Below are 20883 nucleotides of genomic sequence, written 5' to 3' on the forward strand. Positions count from 1 at the left end.
TATCGCTAGCTAAATTTCTCCGGCAATGGGGTAGTGGACCAATCCTGCATCGCCTGCTTGCCGGGGCGGTCGACCGTGACTTCCGCATTGTCGGTAGCAGTTACCCAGCTCACGGGAATGTAGTGGTGCTGGCCGTTTTCATCCTTCTGCAGCTTGATCTGGTTGCTGCCTTCCATATGGTCCACGGTGGCGAACTTGCCGCCCTGGGAACAGATCACCGGCATGCCGGGCAAGATTCCATGGGAAAGACTCATGATATTGCTCCTTGCAAAAATGAGCTTTCAGGTTACCTGTCTAGCCGCGTGTGCCTGGATAGGCAAAGCGCTGAAAACCCTGTCAGAATTACCTAAACAGTCCGTGTATGCGTCGCGCCCTGGAAGCACCAGTGCCAGGGTTCGTAGGCATAGCCGTATTTGTTGTTCCTGGGATAGGACATGGCAAATCCATGGCCGGGAGCATGTTGCGACAACCACTGAAACGCTGGCGTGCGTTCGAACGCGGCCTCTAGATTCAACGATTCCGGAGCGCCAATATCCACGGCACGGCCGGAATGGTGTTCGCTGTATCCAGGCACAGCGCTGACAGAAAGTATTTCTTCCAGGCTCATACCTTTCTGTAACTTGCGGCGGATGATGGCGGCCTGATAATCGAGGCTGCGAAACGCGGACAACAAGACCAGCGCGATGCCCTCCTCATGCGCAGCCTGCTGCATGCGATGCCAGGCGGCAGCAGTATCGGGCTCCAGCAGGAAAGGGGTGCCATTGCTGCTTGCCGAGGCGGTCTCGACCAATACTTCCGCTTCCGGGAACAAGGGCAGGTTTCTTTCCACCACGATATGCTGCGGAATGCCCAGTTCGCGCATCAACGCAGCAATCCGGGCCAGGTAATCCGCATGCATCATAGTCAGCGGCTAACAAACCTTAAGAAAAAACACCACGGTACGGCTAGGGGCTGCGCAAGCAGCGAAAAGCGGTATGGCAAAGCAGGACAACAACGCCGGGAAAGTCGTTAACCGCCCGGATACCATCGCCTGCTCAGCTGCGCACAATCAGCACATCGCAAGCGACGCTATCCAGTATGCGGATGGCAACGCTGCCCAACAGCACGCCCAGCAGACCGCTGCGGCCGCGGGTTGCCGCGACGACCAGGTCCACCTTTTTGTCCTGCACATATTTTTCCAGCAACAGGTCTGGCTCGCCATATTCCACCACCACCTCTATGCCGGCGGCCGCCTCGTCGCCTGCCACCTCGCGGATAAAGTCCCGGCAGTTCTGGATGGCGTCGCTGCGCAACTCGCTTTCATAGGCCACCCTGTCATCCATGCGGCTGGCAAAATGGGCGAACGAAGCATGGAACACCACCAGGTTTTCCGGCCCGAACAAGTCCACTGCGCGAGCCAACGCTGCACGCGACAATTCGGAAAGGTCGGTTGCCACGACGATCTTGCCGTAAGGCTTGCGCAGGCGCTTCTTCACCACCAGCACCGGTACCTTGGACTGGCGCGCCAGCTCCGTCACGGTATCGCCGAGCAGGGCCTTCTCGAAGGCTCCGTCGCGCTTGACCCCGGTGAGGATCAGCTCGGCCTGCACCTCCTCGGCCACATTCAATACCACCTCGCTCGGTTTGCCTTTCAGCACGCGGACAGTAATGCCGGGCAAGCCGGTCGCATCCTCCAGTTCGGCCTGGATAGCGAGGGCGGCATCTTGCGGCTGGCGCCAGCCGGGCTCGTCTGCAATCGGTTCTATCTGCTCGAAGGCATGTACCACCGTCAGCGGGGCATGCCATTCCCGCGAAAGCTGCACCGCCCGGTCCAGCGCACGGTCGCAACGCGCGCCGAGATCGGTAGCCAATAACAACTGGCGTGGCCGTTTGGTCTTGAATTCTGTCGTCACCAGGGTTTCCTTCCTTAAGATTCTGCCAGCACGTTGGTTTTGCCGCGTTTTCGCATCAACATTTTCTCGAATTCCAGCACCAGCATGAAGGCAATACCGATCAATATGATCACGAGACCATCTTTCCAGTCAATCGGCGCGCTAGCGAACAAGGCGTGCAAGGGGGCGGCATAGGTGAAGGCCAATTGCGCCAAGATCACCACCGCAAGCGCGATCAGCAGTATCGGCGTGCCGACCAGCCCGCGCCAGCTGAACGACCTGGCATTGAGGTAGCGCACGTTGAACAGGTAGAAGATTTCCAGCACTACCAGGGTGTTCACCACCATGGTGCGTGCCACCTCCTCACCCAGCTCGCGCCGCATGGCATATTCGAAAATGATGAAAACGCCCATGGTGAACAAGACCGAGACAAAGCCCACGCGCCAAAGCAGGAAAGGAGAAAGCAGGGCAGCATTGCGCGGGCGCGGCGGACGCTCCATGACATCGGGCTCGGAAGGCTCGAAAGCCAGCACCAGCCCCAGCGTCACCGTCAGCACCATATTGATCCAGAGGATCTGTGCCGGCGTCATAGGCAAGGACATGCCCAGCAGCAGCGCCACCACCACCGCCAGCGCCTCGCCGCCGTTGGTCGGCAATGTCCAGGCGATCACCTTGCGCACGTTGTCGTAGACCGTGCGCCCGGCATGCACCGCAGAGACGATGGTGGCGAAATTGTCGTCCGCCAGCACCATTTCCGAGGCCTGCTTGGCCGCCTCCGTGCCTTTCTTGCCCATGGCGATGCCCACGTCGGCCTGCTTGAGGGAGGGTGCATCGTTGACGCCGTCTCCGGTCATGGCGACCACCTCGCCCTGTTGCTGCAAGGCCTTGACGATGCGCAGCTTGTGCTCGGGCGTAGTGCGCGCAAACACGCTGGTTTTCGCCAGCACGGCGCTCAACTCCTCATCCGGCACCTTGTCGAGCTCGGCTCCGGTCATGACGCCCGGCTCGTCCGCCAGGTGCAACTGCTTGGCGATCGCTTGCGCCGTGGCGGCATGGTCGCCCGTAATCATCTTGACCTTGACACCGGCGGAACGGCAGCTGGCTATGGCATCGAGCACCTCTTCTCGCGGCGGATCGATGAAGCCCATGACGCCCAGCAGTTCCAGGTTGCCCTCCACGTCCTTGAATTCGAGATGCTGCTTGCCGTCCTCGCAACGCTTGGCGGCAAAGCCCAGTACGCGCTCGCCATGCTGTGCCGCCTCGCTGATGCGCTCCGCCCAGTACTCGTGGTCAGGCTGCCCGCACCTTTCCAGCACGCTTTCCGGCGCGCCCTTGATGAACATCCAGGTACCGTGTTCCTGGTGATGGTGCAGCGTCGCCATGAACTTGTGCTTGCTGTCGAAAGGCACTTCATCCAGCCGCTTCCAGGCGTTGCGCTCCTGCTGGATATCCTTGCCGGCTTTCATCGCCAGCGCCACCAGCGCCCCTTCCATCGGGTCGCCCAGGACGTGCCATTGTCCGGACTGCTGCTCCAGCTTGGCATCGTTGCAAAGCAGGCCTGCCCGCACCAGGTCTTCCCACTCATGGTCTGGCGCATCGTCCTGCGGCTTGATCTCGCCCTCCGGCACGTACCCAGTGCCTTCGACCAGGTAATGCGCCTTGCCTGCCACCAGGCGCCTGACCGTCATTTCGTTGCGCGTAAGGGTGCCCGTCTTGTCGGAGCAGATCACCGAGGTGGCGCCCAGGGTCTCCACCGCGGGCAAGCGGCGAATGATGGCGTTGTGCCTCGCCATGCGCTGCACGCCGATCGCCAGCGTGATGGTGATCACGGCCGGCAGGCCTTCCGGCACCAGCCCGACCGAGATCGCCACTACCACCATGAATCCGTCGATCCAGCTGTAGTTCTGCACCAGCTTGGCAAACGCGAGCAACCCCAGGGCCAGGCTGAGGGCGAACCAGGTAAACAGGCGCCCAAAATGGTTGATCTGCTGCAAGAGGGGCGTTTCCAGGGTTTCCACCTTGGAAATCATGCTGCTGATACGCCCGATTTCCGTCGCGCTGCCAGTTTCCACGATCACGGCACGGCCCTGGCCTGCCGCCACGATGGTGCCGGAATACAACATGCAGTGGCGGTCCCCCAGGTCGGCGTCCTCTGCCACGGCTTGCTCCTGCTTCTGGCTAGGGACCGATTCGCCGGTCAGGATGGCCTCCTCGCTGGAAAGCTGCCGGGCCTTGAGCAAGCGCGCGTCCGCGGGCACGCTGTCGCCCGCCTCGAGCACGATCACGTCCCCGGGCACCAGGTCGGCCACGTCCAGTTTCTGGCGGTGTCCGTCCCGCAATGCCGTAACATGCGGCACCATCATGTTGCGTATGGCATCCAGCGCCTGTTCGGCCTTGCCCTCCTGGATATACCCGACAATCGCGTTGATCAGCACCACGGCGAGTATCACCGCCGAATCGACGGCGTGCTCAAGAAAGAATGCGATCACCGCCGCGGACAGCATGAAATAGATCAAGGCATTGTTGAACTGGGACAGGAAGCGCATGACGGGATGCTGCCGGCGCGGGGCGGGCAGTTCGTTGCGCCCGTGTTCCCGCAGCCGCTTTTCGGCCTCGCTGCTGCTCAGGCCCTCTGGGCTGGACTGCACGCGCTCAAGCGCTTCGCTCGACTTGAGGGCATGCCACGGCGGTGCGGCAACTGCATCATTCTGGCTGGATTGCGGCATGGGCAATGGCCTTTCAATGGTCGGTGTCTTTTTATTCTAAAAGGCTTTGCCGCGATCAGGCAAAACCATTTTTCAAATATGGCTTAATCAAGCATGTCGATTACACTCGCCATCTTTCCCCCGGAATCCACAATGATGCGCGTCACCCGGCATCCGGATCTGCCCATCGCAACCCAATCCTCTCCTTTCAGGAGTGATTAGGCTAAAATAGACCTCTTGAATAAGAGCCTCTAACAAAACCCAGCGAAGTGATTCTGGTTAGGCGCTCTGCCGCAGACAGTACTAACGAGTACGGTAAGGCAGAGCAACGACGACAGGAGGGTTTTGTTAGCGGCTCAAACATCGGCCCGGCCAGTCATTGCCTGTTCGAGCCCGTTTATCCATCTGACAGGATCCGCCATGGAAACAATCAACCTCATGCCTCCCAGCGTACTCACCTTTGCCGCTACAGATCCGAGCAGCGGCGCAGGCCTGCAGGCAGATCTCTTGGCATTGGCCAGCATCGGCTGCCACCCCTTGTCTGTCGTCACGGCGGTCACCGTTCAGGATACGGTAGGAGTGGAAAATGTCGTCCCCCTGGACGCGGAACTCATCAACGAGCAAGCGCGCACCATCCTGGAAGATATGCAGATATCGGCCTTCAAGCTCGGCATGCTCGGCAGCGTGGAAAATATCGCCGTGATTGCCGAGATCGTCGCCGATTATCCCGATGTGCCGTTGCTGATAGACCCGATCCTGTCTTCGGGCCGCGGCGACGAGCTGGCCAACGAGGCAATGCAGGAAGCAATGATAGACTTGCTGTTCCCGCAGGCGACGCTGATCACGCCCAACAGCCTGGAAGCACGGCGGCTGGCATTCACCGGCGACTATACCGACGAAAGCGAGCACGCCTCTATCGAAGAGGTGGCGGAACGCCTGCTGGCGCTCGGGCCTGAATATGTCTTGATTACCGGCACGCATGAGCGCTCGCCGCAAGTCGTCAACAATCTTTACGGCTCGCAGAAGCTGTTGCGCTCCTATCCTTGCGAGCGCCTGCCGGGCAGTTATCACGGCTCCGGCTGCACGCTGGCTTCGGCGATCGCGGCCTGCCTGGCGCATGGGCTGGGCATGGAGGAAGCCATCGCGGAAGCGCAGGAATATACCTGGCACTCGCTGCGCCACGCCTTCCGTCCCGGCATGGGGCAATATATCCCCGACCGCTTGTTCTGGGCGCGCGAAGAGTCTGATGACGCGGAATAAGCTCCCGGCAATCCATGGACTGTATGCCATCACCCCGGATGAAACCGACACGCCCAGGCTGCTGACCATCTGCGAGGCTGCCCTCGCCGGGGGCGCCGGGGTACTGCAATACCGCAACAAGCAAGTTTCCGGCGAACAGGCCCACGCCCAGGCCAGCGCGCTCCTGGCCTTGTGCCGCCGTTTCCAGGTGCCTTTGATCATCAATGATGACGTCCAGCTTGCCGCCGGGCTGGATGCGGACGGCGTGCACCTGGGCATAGACGACGGCGATATTGCCGCCGCACGGGCGGCATTGGGCCAACACAAGATCATCGGCGCCTCCTGCTACAACAACCTCGCCCTCGCACGGCAGGCCGCCGGCATTGGCGCGGATTACGTCGCCTTCGGTGCATGTTTTCCTTCCTCCACCAAGCCAAACGCGCCACGCGCCGACATCGCCCTGTTCGCCAGGGCGCATGAACTCGGGCTGCCAGTCGTTGCCATAGGGGGGATCAACCTGGAGAATGCCGCCAGCATCATCAACGCGGGCGCGGATGCCGTCGCCGTGATCGGGGCATTGTGGAACGCTCCCGACATCAAGACACAAGCCAGTCAATTCAACCAACTTTTCAGTTAGAGCCAGGCCATGAGCAGAAACCAGCAATTATTCGAACAATCCCAAACCCTGATCCCGGGCGGCGTGAACTCGCCGGTGCGTGCCTTCGGCTCGGTAGGCGGCACGCCGGTGTTCTTCAAGCGCGGCCTTGGCTCGCGGCTATGGGACGAAGACGGCAAGGAATACATCGACTACGTTGGCTCCTGGGGGCCGATGATCCTCGGCCACGCACAGCCCGACGTGATTGCCGCCGTGCAGGCCGCCGCAGCCAACAGCCTGTCCTTCGGCGCGCCGACCGCGCTGGAACTGGAAATGGCGCAACTGATCACGCAGCTCGTCCCCAGCATGGAGCAAGTGCGGCTGGTCAGCTCGGGGACGGAAGCCACCATGAGCGCCATCCGACTGGCGCGCGGCTTCACCAACCGTAGCAAGATACTCAAGTTCGAGGGCTGCTACCACGGCCATGCCGACTCCCTGTTGGTCAAGGCAGGTTCGGGAGCGCTCACTTTCGGCCAGCCCAGCTCTGCCGGCGTGCCGCCCGAGCTCGCCGCCCATACATTGACCCTGCCCTACAACGATGTGCAAGCGCTGAAACAACTATTCGAGGAGCTAGGCAAGGAGATCGCCTGCGTCATCCTCGAGCCGGTGGCAGGCAACATGAACCTGGTGCGACCCACGCCGGAATTTCTGGCCGCGTTGCGCTCGCTCTGCACCCAATCCGGCACCCTGTTGATTTTTGACGAGGTCATGACCGGTTTCCGTGTCGCCTTGGGTGGCGCACAGCAATTGTTCGGCATCAAACCCGACCTCACCACGCTCGGCAAGGTGATCGGCGGCGGCCTGCCAGTGGGCGCCTTCGGTGGCCGTGCCGAGGTCATGGCCTTCCTCGCGCCCCTGGGGCCGGTGTACCAGGCCGGCACCTTGTCCGGCAACCCGGTCGCCGTTGCCGCCGGCCTGGCGACATTGAAGCAATTGCAGCGCCCCGACTTCCATGAAGCGCTTTCCGCGAAAACACGCCAACTCACCGAAGGCCTGGTACAGGCGGCACGCAATGCCGGCGTCACGTTCAGTGCACAAAGCGTCGGCGGCATGTTCGGCCTCTATTTCAGCGCCGAATGCCCCGCCAGCTTCGCCGAGGTCATGCAGGCGGATAAACACGCATTCAACCGCTTCTTCCACGGCATGCTGGAAGAGGGCGTTTACCTGGCGCCATCCGCTTTCGAAGCCGGTTTTGTCTCGATCGCGCACAGCGAGGCGGATATCAACCAGACCATTGCCGCGGCAGAAAGCGTATTCAGCCGCATCAACGCCCAATGACCAACCGGCCGCGCATCTATATCACGGGTGCGTCATGTGCCGGCGTCACGACGCTGGGTGCCACGCTCGCACGGCAGTTAGGGCTGCCGCATATCGATGTGGACCAGTTCTACTGGCTACCCACCGACCCGCCTTTTTTGCTCAAACGCCCTCCGCAAGAGCGCGTCAGCCTGATCCGCGACGCATTGGGCGAGGATGGCTGGATCCTGGCCGGCTCGTTCGATGGCTGGGGCGATGCCCTGATCGAGCATGCCAGCCTGATCGTGTTTGTCGTCACGCCCCATGCAGTGCGCATGGATAGGCTGAAAAAGCGCGAAAAGCAACGTCATGGAGAACGCATAGCACCGGGCGGCGACATGCACGATGCGCACCTTGCGTTTACCGAATGGGCATCGCAGTACGAAGCGCCCGGTCCCGGCCATACCGGGCGTAATTTGGCGCGACATGAAGACTGGCTTGCACAGCAGTCATTGCCGGTCCTACGCCTGGACGGCACCGACCATCCCGACCGCCTGGCAGCACAAGTCGTTTCCGCCTTGCCTGGGCATGAGCTCCATTCATAGCCCTTGCCTCGCTTATGCCATTAGAATAAAGCCTTGATTGACAGGACCAGCCGTAATGACTTCACTGAAAAATGACGTTTTCCTCCGCGCACTACAACGCCAGCGTACGCCTTACACCCCGGTCTGGATGATGCGCCAGGCAGGGCGTTACCTGCCGGAGTACCGCGAAACGCGGAAAAAAGCCGGCAGCTTCATGGACCTGTGCAAGAACACGGACCTGGCAACCGAAGTCACCCTGCAGCCGCTGGACCGCTTCCCGCTCGATGCCGCCATCCTGTTCTCGGATATCCTCACCATTCCCGATGCGATGGGCTTGGGGCTGTATTTCGAGGAAGGGGAAGGCCCCAAGTTCGAGCGCACATTGCGCGAGGAAAGCGACATCCGCAAGCTCGCCGTGCCGGACATCGGCAGCGAGCTCGGCTATGTCACCGACGCCGTGAGCCAGATCCGCCGCGCGCTTGACGGCCGCGTGCCCCTGATCGGTTTTTCCGGCAGTCCCTGGACATTGGCGACTTATATGGTGGAAGGCCGCGGCGGCACCGATTTCCTCACCATCAAGCAGATGGCCTACGCCCGGCCGGACCTGCTGCACCATATCCTGTCGGTAACGGCCCAGGCTGTCACCGCCTATCTCAATGCGCAGATTGCCGCCGGCGCGCAGGCGGTGATGATATTCGACTCGTGGGGCGGGGCGCTTTCCCACCATGCCTATCAGGAGTTCTCGCTGCAGTACATGAAGCAGATCGTCAGCGGATTGACCAAGGAAAACGAAGGCCGCGCCGTGCCCAGCATCGTGTTCACCAAGGGCGGCGGGCTATGGCTCGAATCCCAGGCGGAAACCGGCGCGGACGCACTGGGGCTGGACTGGACTGTCTCCCTGGGCGAAGCGCGCAAGCGCGTGGGCGGCAAGGTCGCCCTGCAAGGCAACATGGATCCCGCCATCCTGCTTTCCACCCCTGCAGCCGTGGAAAAGGAAGCCGCACGCATTCTCGCCGATTACGGCATAGGCAGCGGCCATGTCTTCAACCTCGGCCACGGCATCACGCAATTCACGCCGCCCGAGAATGCGGAGGCCATGATCAAGGCAGTGCATGCCATCAGCAGCAAATACCACCTGTAAGATCCCATTAATACCCCATGGCCGCGATTGACAAAAAATGACATTCGCGGCCGCCATCTCCCGCAATATCGGAGTAAGATGAACTATTAACGCGTTTCGTTTGTCACGACTTCATAACAACAAGGAGATAAGCAAATGGGTTTGATTTCATTCATCAAGGACGCCGGCGAAAAGCTGTTCGGCACCCATCCCGCCGTCGAGTCAAAAACCGACAATCCGGTAGCTTCCGCCAATACCGAGGCCAGCAAGGCCATACTCAACTACATCCATAAAATGGATCTTGACGCAGACGGCCTGCAGGTGGATTTCGACGGCGCCACGGGCAAGGTTACGGTCAGCGGCACCGCGGCCACCCAGGAGGTCAAGGAAAAGATTCTGCTCTGTTGCGGCAACATCAACGGCGTCAGCGATGTCGTGGACAACCTCAAGGTCACGACTTCAGAAACCGCTCCCGTGTTCTACACAGTGGTACGCGGCGATACCTTGTCCAAGATTGCCAAGGAGCATTACGGCAACGCCAATGCCTACATGAAGATTTTCGAGGCGAACAAGCCCATGCTGAACCATCCGGATAAAATCTATCCGGGCCAGACCCTACGTATCCCCCAATAACATCAACAGGAGATTCAGATGAAATTACTATCAACGTCCGTCCTTGCCATTTTCCTCGCCAGCCTGGCGCTCGGAGGTTGCAGCAACAAGGAAGAAGAGAATGTTGAAGCTGCCGCTGCGGAAGCCGTAGAGCAAGCCCAGGAGCATGCGGAACATGCTGCCGACAGGGCGGAGGAAGCGGTAGACGATGCGAAGGAAGCTGCTGAAGACGCGATCGACAAGGCGCGCGAAGCTGCTGCCGAGCATCAGGAAGAACATTCCGCCGAGCACTAACTCCCATCAATACCCGGGCCTGCGCCCGGGTATCTTCCTACCGAGTCCTAACCTGGCACCTGCCTAATCAAAAGGCGGAGCGGATCAATCCGCCCTCTGCACGTATAGTGGCGCCATTGATCACGGCGGCACGCTCGCTGCAGACGAATGCCACGATGTCGCCGATTTCCGCCGGGTCGATCAACCTGCCGATCAACGAAGTGGGGCGGTTCTCGCTGATGAATTTCTTTTCCGCTTCCTCCAGGCTGATGCCTGGATAAATATCCTGGATGAATTTCTCCACGCCCTCAGTGCGGGTGGGGCCGGGCAGTACGGCATTCACCGTCACCGCCGTCTGTTTGGTCAACTCCGCCAGGGAGCGCGAAATCCCGAGTTGCATGGTTTTGGTGGCGCTGTAATGCGCCATTTCAGGGGCGGGCGTGACGCCGGACTCGCTCGAGATGAACACGATGCGCCCGGCTTTGTTTTCCAGCATCTTGCCTAGGTAATGCCTGGCCAGCCTGACACCGCTCATGATGTTCACTTCGAACAAATGCTGCCAGGCGGCATCCGTCTCGTCGAAAAAGCCGACCGCTTCGTAGATACCCAGGTTGTTCACCAGGATATCGACTTGCGGGAATTGCGCCAGCGTCGCTTGCGTGCCTTCCAGCGTGCCGTTATCCGCCGCCAGCCCCAGCAGGTCCGCTTGCGGCACATCCTGCCGCACCTGGCTGAGCGCCTTGTCCACGCTGGCCTGGCTACGCCCGTTGATGATAACCCGCGCCCCTTCCCTTGCCAGCGATTTCGCTATTTCCAGGCCGATCCCGGCGGAGGATGCGGTCACAAGCGCCAATTTATTTTCCAGGTTGAGTTGCATAGTGGCTCCTATGGATCAATGAATAGGGTCCAGTATGCGCTCCATATACCGGCTTGATAAGCAGCAGGCATGGGGATGACAAAAGCGCCATTCAACTTGGTACTAAGCCATTCAATTTGCTGTCAGGAATTGATAACGCCTCGGCAGGAGTCCTACATCAAGATCAGCCTGATACCGATACGGTGGCGATATTCCAATGGTTAAGCTTGCTTTCATCCAAGCTCAACATCAAGAAAGGATAACAACATGAAGCTCGCCAATCTATTCAGCACTATTTCCCTCCTCACCGTCAGTACTCTGCTGGTCAGCACCCCCGCCATGGCGGATAAAGAATTCGTCGGACGTATCGATGCGCGCCCAGCAGGCAACCTGGGTATCTGGACCATCAGCGGTCAACAGGTGGAAGTCACCGAAAAGACCGATATCGATCCCGATCAAGGCCCGTTGGTGGTAGGCGCCTGTGTCGAGGTGGAGCATGACAAGGGCGTGGTATCCGAAATCGAAACCGTCAAGCCTGAAAAATGCGGCAAGAACTAAACACTGCGTTGCCGCAGCAGCTCGCGTTCAAGGTTGGCGAAGTATTCAGCCTGGTCCGCCTGTCCCAGGCTAAGGTGAAAGGCGTGCAGGTTTTTGGCAGCCAGGAAGCTGCCCCTGCCGACTACTGTGCTGTTGAGGGCGGGGTTGTCGCCGATTTCCAGGCATCTTTCCCAGCTTGAGGCGATCATTGGCAGCAGGGCCTCGGCTTGCGAAGGGTCGGCAATTGCCCAGTCCAGCAGGACGTCGCCTAGCGCAAAGAAGAAGTCGGGAGAATACTGCCAATTCGGCATCTCGGCTTCAGCCAGGTCGACAGCCTGATTGAAACGGCCTGCCTTCTTTAGGCTGAACAGGCTCCGCACCACCAGGTCGTGTCGCCAGGTGGCATTGGCGCCGGTACGCAGCAACGCCTTCTCGTAAAACGGCACCGCCTCGGCAAAACGCGCGTAGATTTCCAGTTCCTTGCCTAGCTGGTAATTGAGGTAGGCATCCTCCGGGTTCGACGCCAGTTCCAACCGCAGCAAAGCCTCGTTGCGCCCCTGCTTGGCCGCCTTGTTCTGCTCCAAATAGCCGTCATGTCCGACGACCAGAGCCAATTGCCGTCTCGGCATGCCGGGACAGACCGGCTGTTCGTGAATGCGCCCGGCATAGCGCACGTGGCGCGGCAGGATGCGGGATATCCACACGCTGGCAACCTGCAGCTCCCCGTCCACCTCGGCCTCATCGTCACGGCGCAATATGCCGATCACCTCCTCGTTGCAATGCCGCAATGCTGCCAATGCCTCACCGCCGGAGATAATCCACTCGTCCGCGTCCAGCACCAAGTTCCAATCAGCGCTGGATAATTCCAACGCCGCGTTCCTGGCAGCGGCAAAATCATCGCACCAGATAAACGGATGCACTTTGGCGCCCAGCGACTCGGCAATGCCGACGGTCTCATCCTGCGAGCCGGTATCGAGCACGATCATCTCATCCACCCATGGCTGGGCGCTGCGCAGGCAGCGCGCTATCGAGTGTGCCTCGTTGCGGGCTATCATCACCAAGGCTATGCGCTTGCCGGACACGGGCTAGAACTCCTGGGGGTCCACGTCCACCGCCCAGCGTATCTTGTTGCTGAGCGGATGCGCACGCAATTGCGGCGTGAGCTGCCTCAGGACCACCTGGAGGGCTTGCCTGGTTGCGGCCTGGAACAGCAGTTGCCCGCGCTCCATGCCTTTCAGGCGCTCCATCTGCGGCCGGACCGGGTCGTACACCAGCGCGTCGGTGCCCAGCTCGCGTGCGGCATCGGCAGCAAATTGCAGGAAACGTTGCACAGGACCGTATTCGTTGGCCTCAGCCTTGATCAAGGCCAGGAACTCGTAGGGCGGGAACTGGGCGATTTCGCGCTCCTGCAACAGGCCGGCGGCATAAGCTGCGTAATCCTGGCCGCGCAGGGCGTTGAACAATTGATGCTCCGGGAAGGTGGTCTGGATCAATACCTCGCCGGGCTTATCCGCCCGGCCCGCACGTCCCGCGACCTGCATGAGCTGGGCAAACAGTCGCTCGGCGGCGCGAAAATCCGGGCTGAACAGGGCACTATCGGTATCGAGCACGCCCACCAAAGTCAGGTTGGGAAAATCGTGGCCTTTCGCCAGCATTTGCGTTCCCACCAGGATATCCACTTCCCCCTCATGCACTGCGGACAACATCTCGCTCAGGGCATGCTTGCGGCGCGTACTGTCACGGTCGACCCGCAATACGCGCGCTTCGGGCAGCAGCTTGGCCAGGGTTTCCTCCAAGCGCTGCGTGCCGTTACCGGTGGGGTGGAGGTCAGCATTGCCGCAACTCGGGCATTGCCGCACGATTTTTTGCTCGTGGCCGCAATGATGGCAGCGCAGGAAACCCTGGCGCAGGTGGACCACCAGCCTGCTGCTGCAGCGCATGCAGGGCGCGATCCAATGGCAGGCGTTGCACAGCAGCACGGGCGCATAACCGCGGCGGTTGATGAAGAGCAGGCTCTGTTCGCCCCGCTCCAGGCGGGTTTTCAAGGCCTTGACCAGTTGCGGCGACAAGCCTTCCTGCATCTGCACGCGGGAAACGTCCACGCAATTCACCCGCGGCAGCTGCGACTGGCTCACCGCCCGCTGCTGCATGCTGAGCAGGCCGTAGCGCCCACTCTGTGCGTTATGCCAGGTTTCCAGCGCCGGAGTGGCCGAACCCAGCACGATGGGGATATTGCGGCGTTGCGCGCGCACCAGCGCCACATCGCGGGCATGGTAGCGCATGCTGTCCTGCTGCTTGTATGAAGTGTCGTGCTCCTCGTCCACGATCATGAGCTTGAGCCCGGGCAGGGGAGCGAAAACCGACAGGCGCGTGCCGATCACGATACGTGCGGCGCCTGTTTGCGCCAGCCGCCAGTTTTGCAAGCGCTCACTTTCGCTAAGATTGCTATGCAGCGTGACCAATGGGAATTGTGGCAACCGGGTGCGGAACCGCGCCTCCAGTTGCGGCGTGAGGTTGATTTCCGGCACCAGCACCAGCGCTTGGTCGTGATTGCCCTCCAGCACCGCCTGCAGGAGGCGGATGTAGACCTCGGTCTTGCCGCTGCCGGTGATGCCGTGCAGCAGCCATGGCTTGAACGTGTCCCGCTGCTGCAGGATGCTGTGCACGGCATGGGATTGTTCACCGTTCAGTTCGGGCTGCACATTGGAAGCATGCAATGTCGAACTCAAGCCTGCATAGACTTGCTCTTCCTCTATCCAACCCTGTTCGCTCAGTGCCGCCAGCCCCTTGCGCCAGCTTGGGCTGAGTGCCGCCAGCTCCGCCTCGTTCAGGCGGCCATGCTCGCGCAATGCGGTGAAAATCCGGCGCTGTACCGTTTGCCGCGCCGGGATGGCCGCCACGTCGGCAGCTTGGCCAGCTGCGTTGAGCCAATAGCAGAACTGCTGTCTTGCCTGTGCCGGCTCGGTCTGGCGCAGGCGCGCGGGCAATGCCGAAAGCAGGGCCTGCCCATAAGGATATTGATAGTAATCGGCACAGAATTTCAGCAGCGAGAAGAATTCGCCGTCGAGCACGGGCTCGTGGTCGAAATGCCGGATGATGGACTTGAGCTTGGCCGGGGCGATATCGCTGGCGGCGGCAATATCGACCACCACGCCCACCTGCTTGCGCGGGCCGAACGGTACGACGACGCGTTGCCCTGCCTGCAGCGGGACATCGCTACGGTAATCGAACACGCCATCCAGCGGGACATCCAGCGCGACTTTGAGGATATGCATATCGGAAGAATGCTGGCTCATGCAGTTTCCATCATCTGCCGTCCGCATGACGAAGTTCGACAATTGCATATCAGTGCAAGCTTGCAGTAGGTTAAAATAATGCTTTTATTCACGTTCGTCGCTCGCCTTGAAAGCACATCTTACCGAATTACTGCAGTTCGCCGCAAACAGCCTCGATGCCGACGCGGGCATCAGCGCCATCCAGCTTGAGCGTCCCAAGAACACGCAGCATGGGGACTTTTCCACCAACCTCGCCATGACCCTGGCCAAGCCGTTGCGCCAGAATCCGCGCGCGATTGCCGAATCCCTGATCAAGGCATTGCCCGCTTCCGAATACGTCGCCAAGGTCGAGATCGCAGGCGCGGGCTTCATCAACTTCTACCTGAGCCCCGCCGCCAAACAAGCGGTGGTACGCGAAATCCAGCGCCAGGGCGCGCAATACGGCAGCAACGACGCAGGGCAGGCGCGCAAGGTGCAGGTGGAGTTCGTTTCCGCCAACCCGACCGGGCCGCTGCATGTCGGCCACGGGCGCGGCGCCGCGGTCGGCGACTGTCTCGCGCGCCTGCTCGCCGCCAACGGCTGGGCGGTCACGCGCGAGTTCTACTACAACGATGCCGGCGCGCAGATCGACAACCTCACCATCTCCGTGCAATCGCGCTGCAAGGGCATCACGCCTGACGATGCCGCCTGGCCGGAAAACGGCTACCGCGGCGACTACATCGCCGATGTCGCGGCCGCCTACATGGCGAAGGAAACCGTCACCGCCGACGACCAGGCCGTTACCGGCAAGGGCGACGCCGAGGACGCCGAGGCGATCCGCCAGTTTGCCGTGGCCTACCTGCGCCACGAGCAGGATCTCGACCTCAAGGCGTTCAAGATCAATTTCGACGTGTTCTCGCTCGAATCCGCGCTCTATAGCGAAGGCAAGGTGGAAAGCACTGTCGGCAACCTCGTCAAGAGCGGCCACACCTACGAGCAGGACGACGCCCTCTGGCTGCGCACTACCGATTTCGGCGACGACAAGGACCGCGTCATGCGCAAGCGCGAGGGCGGCTATACCTACTTCGTCCCCGACGTGGCCTACCACCTCGACAAATGGCAGCGCGGCTTCGAACGCGTGATCAACGAGCAGGGCGCCGATCACCACAGCACCATCACCCGCGTGCGCGCCGGCTTGCAGGCGCTTGATGTCGGCATCCCCAAGGACTGGCCGGAATATGTGCTGCACCAGATGGTGACCGTAATGCGCGGCGGCGAGGAAGTGAAGATTTCCAAGCGTGCCGGCAGCTACGTCACGTTGCGCGACTTGATCGAGGAAGTCGGCTGCGATGCCACGCGCTACTTCCTGGCCGCGCGCCGCGCCGATTCGCAACTGGTGTTCGACATCGACCTCGCCCGCGCCCAGAGCAACGACAACCCGGTCTATTACATCCAGTATGCCCATGCACGCATCTGCAGCGTATTGAACGAGTGGGGCGGCGACATCGCCAGCCTGGCCCAGGCCGACCTCAGCCCGCTGGATACTGAGCACGAAGCCGTGCTGATGCAGCGCCTGGGCGAGTTTCCCGAGCTGGTTGCCAATGCCGCGCAGGAGCTCGCGCCGCACATGGTGGCGACCTATCTCAAGGATCTTGCGGGCGACCTGCATAGTTATTACAACGCGCATAAATTCCTGGTGGAAAACGCCGATATCACTGCAGCGCGCATGGCCCTTGTCAGCGCCACGCGCCAGGTGCTGCGCAACGGTCTGGAACTGCTCGGCGTGAGCGCGCCAGAAAAAATGTAAGCGAACATGTAAACTTCAAGCATTGCTTAAGAATTGATTGTTGACGGGGAACCATCGCAACCTGAGTCAAGTCGCTAGGCAGGCCTCCATGCAAAGCCTGCCAGGACATGAATGTAAAGAGGAAGAGGAATTATCGTGAGTCGAGACTACAAGCCAGCACAGCGCAAATCGAGCTCCGGCGGCAACAGTAAAGGCAGCCCGTTTTTCACCGGTTTACTGGTTGGCCTGCTATTGGGTGTCGGCATTTCCGTCGGTGTCGCCATCGTCGTCATGAAGAGCGACAGCCCATTTTCCGACAAGGCGGGCAAGCCCAAGCTGGAGCCAGGCGAAATCGCGTTGCCCAAGCCGGAAAGCAAGCCAGCCAATGAAGCCGGCAATGGACAATCCGGCAGCGAAAAGCCGCGTTTCGATTTCTACACTATCCTGCCTGGCACCGAAAGCCAGGTAACGGAGCAGGAAATCAAGCAGAAGGAGGCTGACCCGGCCCCCGCGCAAACGCAGGAAAGCTATTTCCTGCAGGTCGGGGCATTCCAGACCGAGCAAGAGGCCGACAACATGAAGGCCAAGCTGGCCTTGCTGGGGCAAGAAGCCATCGTGCAGACGGCCACGATTCCAGGCAAGGGCGTATGGCACCGCGTGCGCGTCGGCCCCTTCGCCGACCTGAACCAAATCAATAGCGCCAAGTCTGATCTTGCGCAAAACGGCTTCAAGGCGGATCTGATCAAAGTGAATAGCCCTGGACAATAAGCCAAGGTCATCCAGAACAATTTGCACAACGTTAACCACCTAAACTCGATCGTAAGGACATGATATGAAAAAGCTTCTCGCTGCCTTGATGCTGCTGGTATCTGCAACGGCCATGGCGGATCCGCAACTGGGTAACGAATTCAACCAGACAGCCAAGACCATCAAGACCGACAACCCGGCCAAGATCGAAGTACTGGAAATTTTCTGGTACGGTTGCCCGCATTGCTACCACCTGGAACCAAGCCTGGCCACCTGGGTGAAGAAGCTGCCTCAGGATGTCTACTTCAAGCGCGTTCCCGGCGTCCCTCGTCCAGACTGGGCGCCTGCCGGCAAGGCGTTCTATGCGCTGGAAGCCCTCAACCTGACCGAGAAGCTGCACAATCAGCTGTTCGACGCCATTCACAAGGCCCGCACTGTGAACCCGACCGTGGAAGCGCAACTGATCGACTGGATCACCAAGCAAGGCGGGCAGGACCGCAAGAAAGTGGAAGAAGCGTTCAACTCATTCTCCACCAACAACAATGTCGTACGCGCGATGAACACCTTCCGCGATTCCGGCGCCACTGGAGTGCCTGCCATCATCATTGACGGCCGCTACATCACCTCCAGCTCCATGGCGGGCGGCAACCAGAACGTGCTCAAGGTAGCCGACTACCTCATCGAGAACGTGCGCAAGGAAAAGAGCGGCGGCGCCAAGTAATCTTCCGCCTGTCGCGATGCTGCACACATCCACACCCGCTGCCGGTCAGCGGGTTTTTATTACCGGTGCCTCCAGCGGCATCGGCCTCGCCCTTGCCCGGCATTACCTCAAGCGAGGCGCCACTGTCGGCGTCACTGCGCGCAGGGCGGAGCTATTGCACAAGCTCGCGGCCGAGTTCCCCAGCGGACAATGCCTGCCTTACCAGGCAGACGTGCGTGATGTCCAGGCCATGCAGGCCATCGCGCAGGATTTCATCCGGGCAGCCGGCGTGCCGCATATCGTAATCGCCAATGCAGGCGTCAGCCGCGGCACCCTGACCGCCGAAGCCGAAGATACCGCAGCGTTCCATACCGTATTCGAGATCAACGTCTTCGGCATGCTGCACACCTTCCAGCCCTTCATCGCCGCCATGCGGGCATCCGGCCTGCAAGGCCAGCTGGTCGGCATCGCCAGCGTCGCGGGCATACGCGGCCTGCCGGGGGCTGGCGCCTACAGCGCCTCGAAATCCGCAGCCATCACCTACCTCGAAAGCCTGCGTACCGAGATGCAGCACCACGGTATCGCCGTCACCACCATCGCTCCAGGCTACATCCGTACCCCGATGACCGACGTCAACGGTTACCGCATGCCCTTCCTCATGGACGTCGATATCGCCGCTGCAAAGTTCGCCCACGCCATCGCCCAGCGCAAGCGTTTTGTCGTCATCCCCTGGCAAATGGGCTGGGTAGCGCGTATTCTGCGCATCATCCCGCGCTGGTTATGGGATAGGTTGACTAAGAACGCGCCGCATAAGCCCAGGATAGAACTTTGACATACCGCACGGCGCTCAGAACGACTTCTCCATCCTGATCCCGCGTAGCCAATTATGCAGCCAGCCACGGTAATGGCTGTATAGCTGCTCCACACGACAGATTGTCATTTCAGTTTTGCACTCATCGTGGATATGAATATGAACTGTCAGCATGGATTGACAATTCGCCGCTATTATCGCAAATAAGAATTATTAACATCGTGATAAACTACGGTCAATCTCCCATGCAATCACTTTTACCCAGGAGCATGCCATGTCATTGCCCGGCATCACTGCCATTTCCTCCTTGTCGGAGCTCAGGACTATTTACGATGAGCCAGCCAAAGCCATCCGCGACAAGGCATTGCCCGGGCTGGACGAACATAGCCGCAGGTTTATCGGACTATCGCCCTTTTTCTGCATCAGCTCGCATGGGCAGGAAGGCCTAGGCGACCTGTCGCCGCGCGGCGGGGAGCCTGGGTTCGTCCATGTGCTGGATGACCGGCACATTGCCTTTCCGGACCGGCCGGGCAACAACCGGTTGGATACGCTGACCAACATCCTTGTTTCGCCCGGTGTGGGCATGCTGTTCTTCCTGCCGGGCATTCATGAAATGCTGCGCATCAACGGCGTGGCGTCCATTACCCTGGATGAGAACCTCATGCAGCGCTTCGTGCACCAAAGCAAGCTGCCGCGCGCCGTGATCGTGGTGGAGGTGAAGGAGGCGTATATGCATTGCTCCAAGGCGTTACGGCGCTCGGAACTGTGGAATGCGGACAAGCAGATCAGCCGGAAGGAGTTTCCCACCTTGGGGCAGATTGCCAAGGATCAGTACAAGCTATTTGTCCCGGCCAAGCTGATCGACCTGGCGCTGGACCATGATGCGAAAAAGAATTTGTACTAAGAGCCTGTTCACGATCATTTCATAGGGCACGCATGGTTTCAAAACGTGTCCGGTCAAGGCACAGTCCGCAGGTAATGCTCATTGCCTTGCCAAGGGCTGCAACGCGGAGCGGGCGCGTGTTGGGGCCATGCCCTTCGGGTTGCCCCGGCAGCGCAGCCGCTGCTGCGTTGCAAATCCTCGCCGGGCAATCAGCACGGCTTCGGTTTGCGCCTTGCTTCGACTACACTGCCGGGGCAACGTGCCCTATGAAATGACCATGAACAGGCTCTAAGCCTGTTCAGGTTTCGACCGGACGCAATGCGATATTGAGCTGGTCGATCACTTCGGCCCAGTCGGCATCCTGCAACCAGCCTTCGCGCAGGAAGGTTGCCTGGGCAGGCGTCCAGAACGGGGCGTCAGGCAAGGGAACATCATGAGGCAGGGGAGAGTGTTCGGCGAGAAACCGGCGGATGCCCAATTCATCGGTAGGAAGGCCAAGCTGGGCAAACAGTTCGGAAAAACGGTGGAAGGTCTGGCTCATGGGTGGCACCTCGTCTCAAATCGTTGGCGGGCATTGCACGGGCAATCAACGTCGATTTAAACATAGGCGCTGATGCCGTTCAATCAGCGTTACGCCTACACCGGAACCAAGCGCGGCCAACAGTGTTGGCCAGCGCGTTAAACCCCTTTGATATCTTTCCAGTCGATTTCGATGACTTGTCCCGGCCCCGCATCGATGAGGATGTAGAACTCGCCTTGAGGGCGTTTGAAGCGGATGCGGGAATGGTCGTCCAGCTTGCCGGAAAACTGCATGTTTTCATTGTAGTCGATCACTTCCACCAGCGCGTTGAGCAGCGGATGACCATCGGATTCGCCCCCCTCGCAGACGATCTCTTTCGCTTCCGTCCAGCACTTGCCTATGGGGATATGCACGCCGTGCGCCCATGCCGGCGAGCTGCCCAGCAAAGCCAGCAGGACGAGGATACGAGAAATGAAGGTTTTGCCAACTTGCAT

General features: G+C 60.2%; 22 protein-coding genes. 13 read left to right on the top strand and 9 right to left on the bottom strand.

Annotated features, from left to right (window positions below; translation table 11 throughout):
• Positions 1-5: 5 nt before the first annotated feature.
• From ACW4YW_RS06595 to ACW4YW_RS06610, 4 genes are all read right to left on the bottom strand, one after another.
• Complete coding sequence (locus ACW4YW_RS06595; RefSeq protein ID WP_407996284.1) at positions 6-254, bottom strand: DUF2171 domain-containing protein; 249 nt, start codon at positions 252-254, stop codon at positions 6-8.
• Between the two features lie 92 nt (positions 255-346).
• Entirely contained in the window at positions 347-901 is a 555-nt protein-coding gene (locus ACW4YW_RS06600) for a M15 family metallopeptidase (RefSeq protein ID WP_457136848.1), read from the bottom strand.
• A 133-nt stretch (positions 902-1034) separates the two neighbouring features.
• Positions 1035-1892: a universal stress protein gene (locus ACW4YW_RS06605; protein WP_457136849.1), complete on the bottom strand. Its 858-nt coding sequence runs from the start codon at positions 1890-1892 to the stop codon at positions 1035-1037.
• Between the two features lie 14 nt (positions 1893-1906).
• A complete protein-coding gene (locus tag ACW4YW_RS06610) occupies positions 1907-4597 on the bottom strand; it encodes a cation-transporting P-type ATPase (protein WP_457136850.1) in 2691 nt (896 codons plus the stop codon).
• Positions 4598-4996: 399 nt separating this feature from the next.
• On the opposite strand from ACW4YW_RS06610, the gene thiD reads away from it, so the two are divergent.
• The 7 genes from thiD (at position 4997) to ACW4YW_RS06645 (ending at position 10316) form a co-directional block, all read left to right on the top strand.
• Positions 4997-5836, top strand: a complete 840-nt coding sequence (gene thiD / locus ACW4YW_RS06615) for a bifunctional hydroxymethylpyrimidine kinase/phosphomethylpyrimidine kinase (RefSeq protein WP_407993427.1) — start codon at positions 4997-4999, stop codon at positions 5834-5836.
• On the top strand, positions 5823-6452 hold the full coding sequence (thiE, locus tag ACW4YW_RS06620; RefSeq protein ID WP_457136851.1) for a thiamine phosphate synthase: 630 nt from the start codon (positions 5823-5825) through the stop codon (positions 6450-6452). Before thiD ends, thiE begins: the two co-directional genes overlap by 14 nt.
• A gap of 9 nt (positions 6453-6461) precedes the next feature.
• A complete protein-coding gene (gene hemL / locus ACW4YW_RS06625) occupies positions 6462-7748 on the top strand; it encodes a glutamate-1-semialdehyde 2,1-aminomutase (RefSeq protein WP_457136852.1) in 1287 nt (428 codons plus the stop codon).
• Entirely contained in the window at positions 7745-8311 is a 567-nt protein-coding gene (locus tag ACW4YW_RS06630) for an ATP-binding protein (RefSeq protein WP_457136853.1), read from the top strand. Before hemL ends, ACW4YW_RS06630 begins: the two co-directional genes overlap by 4 nt.
• 55 nt (positions 8312-8366) lie before the next feature.
• Positions 8367-9431, top strand: a complete 1065-nt coding sequence (gene hemE / locus ACW4YW_RS06635) for a uroporphyrinogen decarboxylase (RefSeq protein WP_457136854.1) — start codon at positions 8367-8369, stop codon at positions 9429-9431.
• A 135-nt stretch (positions 9432-9566) separates the two neighbouring features.
• The gene (gene lysM / locus ACW4YW_RS06640) at positions 9567-10043 is read left to right on the top strand and encodes a peptidoglycan-binding protein LysM (protein ID WP_457136855.1); all 477 of its coding nucleotides are present in this window, start codon (positions 9567-9569) and stop codon (positions 10041-10043) included.
• Positions 10044-10061: 18 nt separating this feature from the next.
• The gene (locus ACW4YW_RS06645) at positions 10062-10316 is read left to right on the top strand and encodes a hypothetical protein (RefSeq protein WP_457136856.1); all 255 of its coding nucleotides are present in this window, start codon (positions 10062-10064) and stop codon (positions 10314-10316) included.
• 67 nt (positions 10317-10383) lie between these two features.
• Here the strand turns inward: ACW4YW_RS06645 and ACW4YW_RS06650 are convergent, their stop codons facing one another.
• A complete protein-coding gene (locus tag ACW4YW_RS06650) occupies positions 10384-11172 on the bottom strand; it encodes an SDR family NAD(P)-dependent oxidoreductase (RefSeq protein WP_457136857.1) in 789 nt (262 codons plus the stop codon).
• A gap of 246 nt (positions 11173-11418) precedes the next feature.
• Between ACW4YW_RS06650 and ACW4YW_RS06655 the strand changes: the two genes are divergently transcribed.
• On the top strand, positions 11419-11709 hold the full coding sequence (locus ACW4YW_RS06655) for a DUF5666 domain-containing protein (protein ID WP_457136858.1): 291 nt from the start codon (positions 11419-11421) through the stop codon (positions 11707-11709).
• On the opposite strand, the gene ACW4YW_RS06660 is transcribed toward ACW4YW_RS06655, so the two are convergent.
• Positions 11706-12770: a glycosyltransferase gene (locus ACW4YW_RS06660; RefSeq protein WP_457136859.1), complete on the bottom strand. Its 1065-nt coding sequence runs from the start codon at positions 12768-12770 to the stop codon at positions 11706-11708. The two genes, ACW4YW_RS06655 and ACW4YW_RS06660, sit on opposite strands and share 4 nt — an antisense overlap.
• Positions 12771-12773: 3 nt before the next feature.
• A complete protein-coding gene (locus tag ACW4YW_RS06665; RefSeq protein ID WP_457136860.1) occupies positions 12774-14984 on the bottom strand; it encodes a primosomal protein N' in 2211 nt (736 codons plus the stop codon).
• A gap of 106 nt (positions 14985-15090) precedes the next feature.
• Between ACW4YW_RS06665 and argS the strand changes: the two genes are divergently transcribed.
• The 5 genes from argS (at position 15091) to ACW4YW_RS06690 (ending at position 19890) form a co-directional block, all read left to right on the top strand.
• Positions 15091-16749, top strand: coding sequence for an arginine--tRNA ligase (gene argS / locus ACW4YW_RS06670; protein ID WP_457136861.1), 1659 nt, complete (start codon positions 15091-15093; stop codon positions 16747-16749).
• A gap of 135 nt (positions 16750-16884) precedes the next feature.
• Positions 16885-17496: an SPOR domain-containing protein gene (locus ACW4YW_RS06675; RefSeq protein ID WP_457136862.1), complete on the top strand. Its 612-nt coding sequence runs from the start codon at positions 16885-16887 to the stop codon at positions 17494-17496.
• 64 nt (positions 17497-17560) lie between these two features.
• The gene (locus ACW4YW_RS06680) at positions 17561-18196 is read left to right on the top strand and encodes a thiol:disulfide interchange protein DsbA/DsbL (RefSeq protein ID WP_457136863.1); all 636 of its coding nucleotides are present in this window, start codon (positions 17561-17563) and stop codon (positions 18194-18196) included.
• Positions 18197-18212: 16 nt separating this feature from the next.
• Positions 18213-19007, top strand: coding sequence for an SDR family oxidoreductase (locus ACW4YW_RS06685; RefSeq protein WP_457136864.1), 795 nt, complete (start codon positions 18213-18215; stop codon positions 19005-19007).
• Between the two features lie 253 nt (positions 19008-19260).
• Positions 19261-19890 carry a pyridoxamine 5'-phosphate oxidase family protein gene (locus tag ACW4YW_RS06690; RefSeq protein ID WP_457136865.1) on the top strand — a complete coding sequence of 210 codons (630 nt, stop codon included), beginning with the start codon at positions 19261-19263 and terminating at the stop codon, positions 19888-19890.
• 277 nt (positions 19891-20167) lie between these two features.
• Here the strand turns inward: ACW4YW_RS06690 and ACW4YW_RS06695 are convergent, their stop codons facing one another.
• Positions 20168-20410 carry a DUF2789 domain-containing protein gene (locus tag ACW4YW_RS06695; RefSeq protein WP_457136866.1) on the bottom strand — a complete coding sequence of 81 codons (243 nt, stop codon included), beginning with the start codon at positions 20408-20410 and terminating at the stop codon, positions 20168-20170.
• A gap of 137 nt (positions 20411-20547) precedes the next feature.
• The gene (locus ACW4YW_RS06700; protein WP_457136867.1) at positions 20548-20883 is read right to left on the bottom strand and encodes a hypothetical protein; all 336 of its coding nucleotides are present in this window, start codon (positions 20881-20883) and stop codon (positions 20548-20550) included.

The sequence above is a fragment of the Methylobacillus pratensis genome (assembly GCF_054072455.1).

Bases quoted from the DNA above. Each gene is read 5' to 3' on its own strand.
- ACW4YW_RS06595 (WP_407996284.1), bottom strand. From the start codon at position 254: ATGAGTCTTTCCCATGGAATCTTGCCCGGCATGCCGGTGATCTGTTCC.
- ACW4YW_RS06600 (WP_457136848.1), bottom strand. From the start codon at position 901: ATGATGCATGCGGATTACCTGGCCCGGATTGCTGCGTTGATGCGCGAA.
- ACW4YW_RS06610 (WP_457136850.1), bottom strand. From the start codon at position 4,597: ATGCCGCAATCCAGCCAGAATGATGCAGTTGCCGCACCGCCGTGGCAT.
- thiD (WP_407993427.1), top strand. From the start codon at position 4,997: ATGGAAACAATCAACCTCATGCCTCCCAGCGTACTCACCTTTGCCGCT.
- thiE (WP_457136851.1), top strand. From the start codon at position 5,823: ATGACGCGGAATAAGCTCCCGGCAATCCATGGACTGTATGCCATCACC.
- hemL (WP_457136852.1), top strand. From the start codon at position 6,462: ATGAGCAGAAACCAGCAATTATTCGAACAATCCCAAACCCTGATCCCG.
- ACW4YW_RS06630 (WP_457136853.1), top strand. From the start codon at position 7,745: ATGACCAACCGGCCGCGCATCTATATCACGGGTGCGTCATGTGCCGGC.
- hemE (WP_457136854.1), top strand. From the start codon at position 8,367: ATGACTTCACTGAAAAATGACGTTTTCCTCCGCGCACTACAACGCCAG.
- lysM (WP_457136855.1), top strand. From the start codon at position 9,567: ATGGGTTTGATTTCATTCATCAAGGACGCCGGCGAAAAGCTGTTCGGC.
- ACW4YW_RS06645 (WP_457136856.1), top strand. From the start codon at position 10,062: ATGAAATTACTATCAACGTCCGTCCTTGCCATTTTCCTCGCCAGCCTG.
- ACW4YW_RS06650 (WP_457136857.1), bottom strand. From the start codon at position 11,172: ATGCAACTCAACCTGGAAAATAAATTGGCGCTTGTGACCGCATCCTCC.
- ACW4YW_RS06655 (WP_457136858.1), top strand. From the start codon at position 11,419: ATGAAGCTCGCCAATCTATTCAGCACTATTTCCCTCCTCACCGTCAGT.
- ACW4YW_RS06665 (WP_457136860.1), bottom strand. From the start codon at position 14,984: ATGAGCCAGCATTCTTCCGATATGCATATCCTCAAAGTCGCGCTGGAT.
- ACW4YW_RS06680 (WP_457136863.1), top strand. From the start codon at position 17,561: ATGAAAAAGCTTCTCGCTGCCTTGATGCTGCTGGTATCTGCAACGGCC.
- ACW4YW_RS06685 (WP_457136864.1), top strand. From the start codon at position 18,213: ATGCTGCACACATCCACACCCGCTGCCGGTCAGCGGGTTTTTATTACC.
- ACW4YW_RS06690 (WP_457136865.1), top strand. From the start codon at position 19,261: ATGTCATTGCCCGGCATCACTGCCATTTCCTCCTTGTCGGAGCTCAGG.
- ACW4YW_RS06695 (WP_457136866.1), bottom strand. From the start codon at position 20,410: ATGAGCCAGACCTTCCACCGTTTTTCCGAACTGTTTGCCCAGCTTGGC.
- ACW4YW_RS06700 (WP_457136867.1), bottom strand. From the start codon at position 20,883: ATGCAAGTTGGCAAAACCTTCATTTCTCGTATCCTCGTCCTGCTGGCT.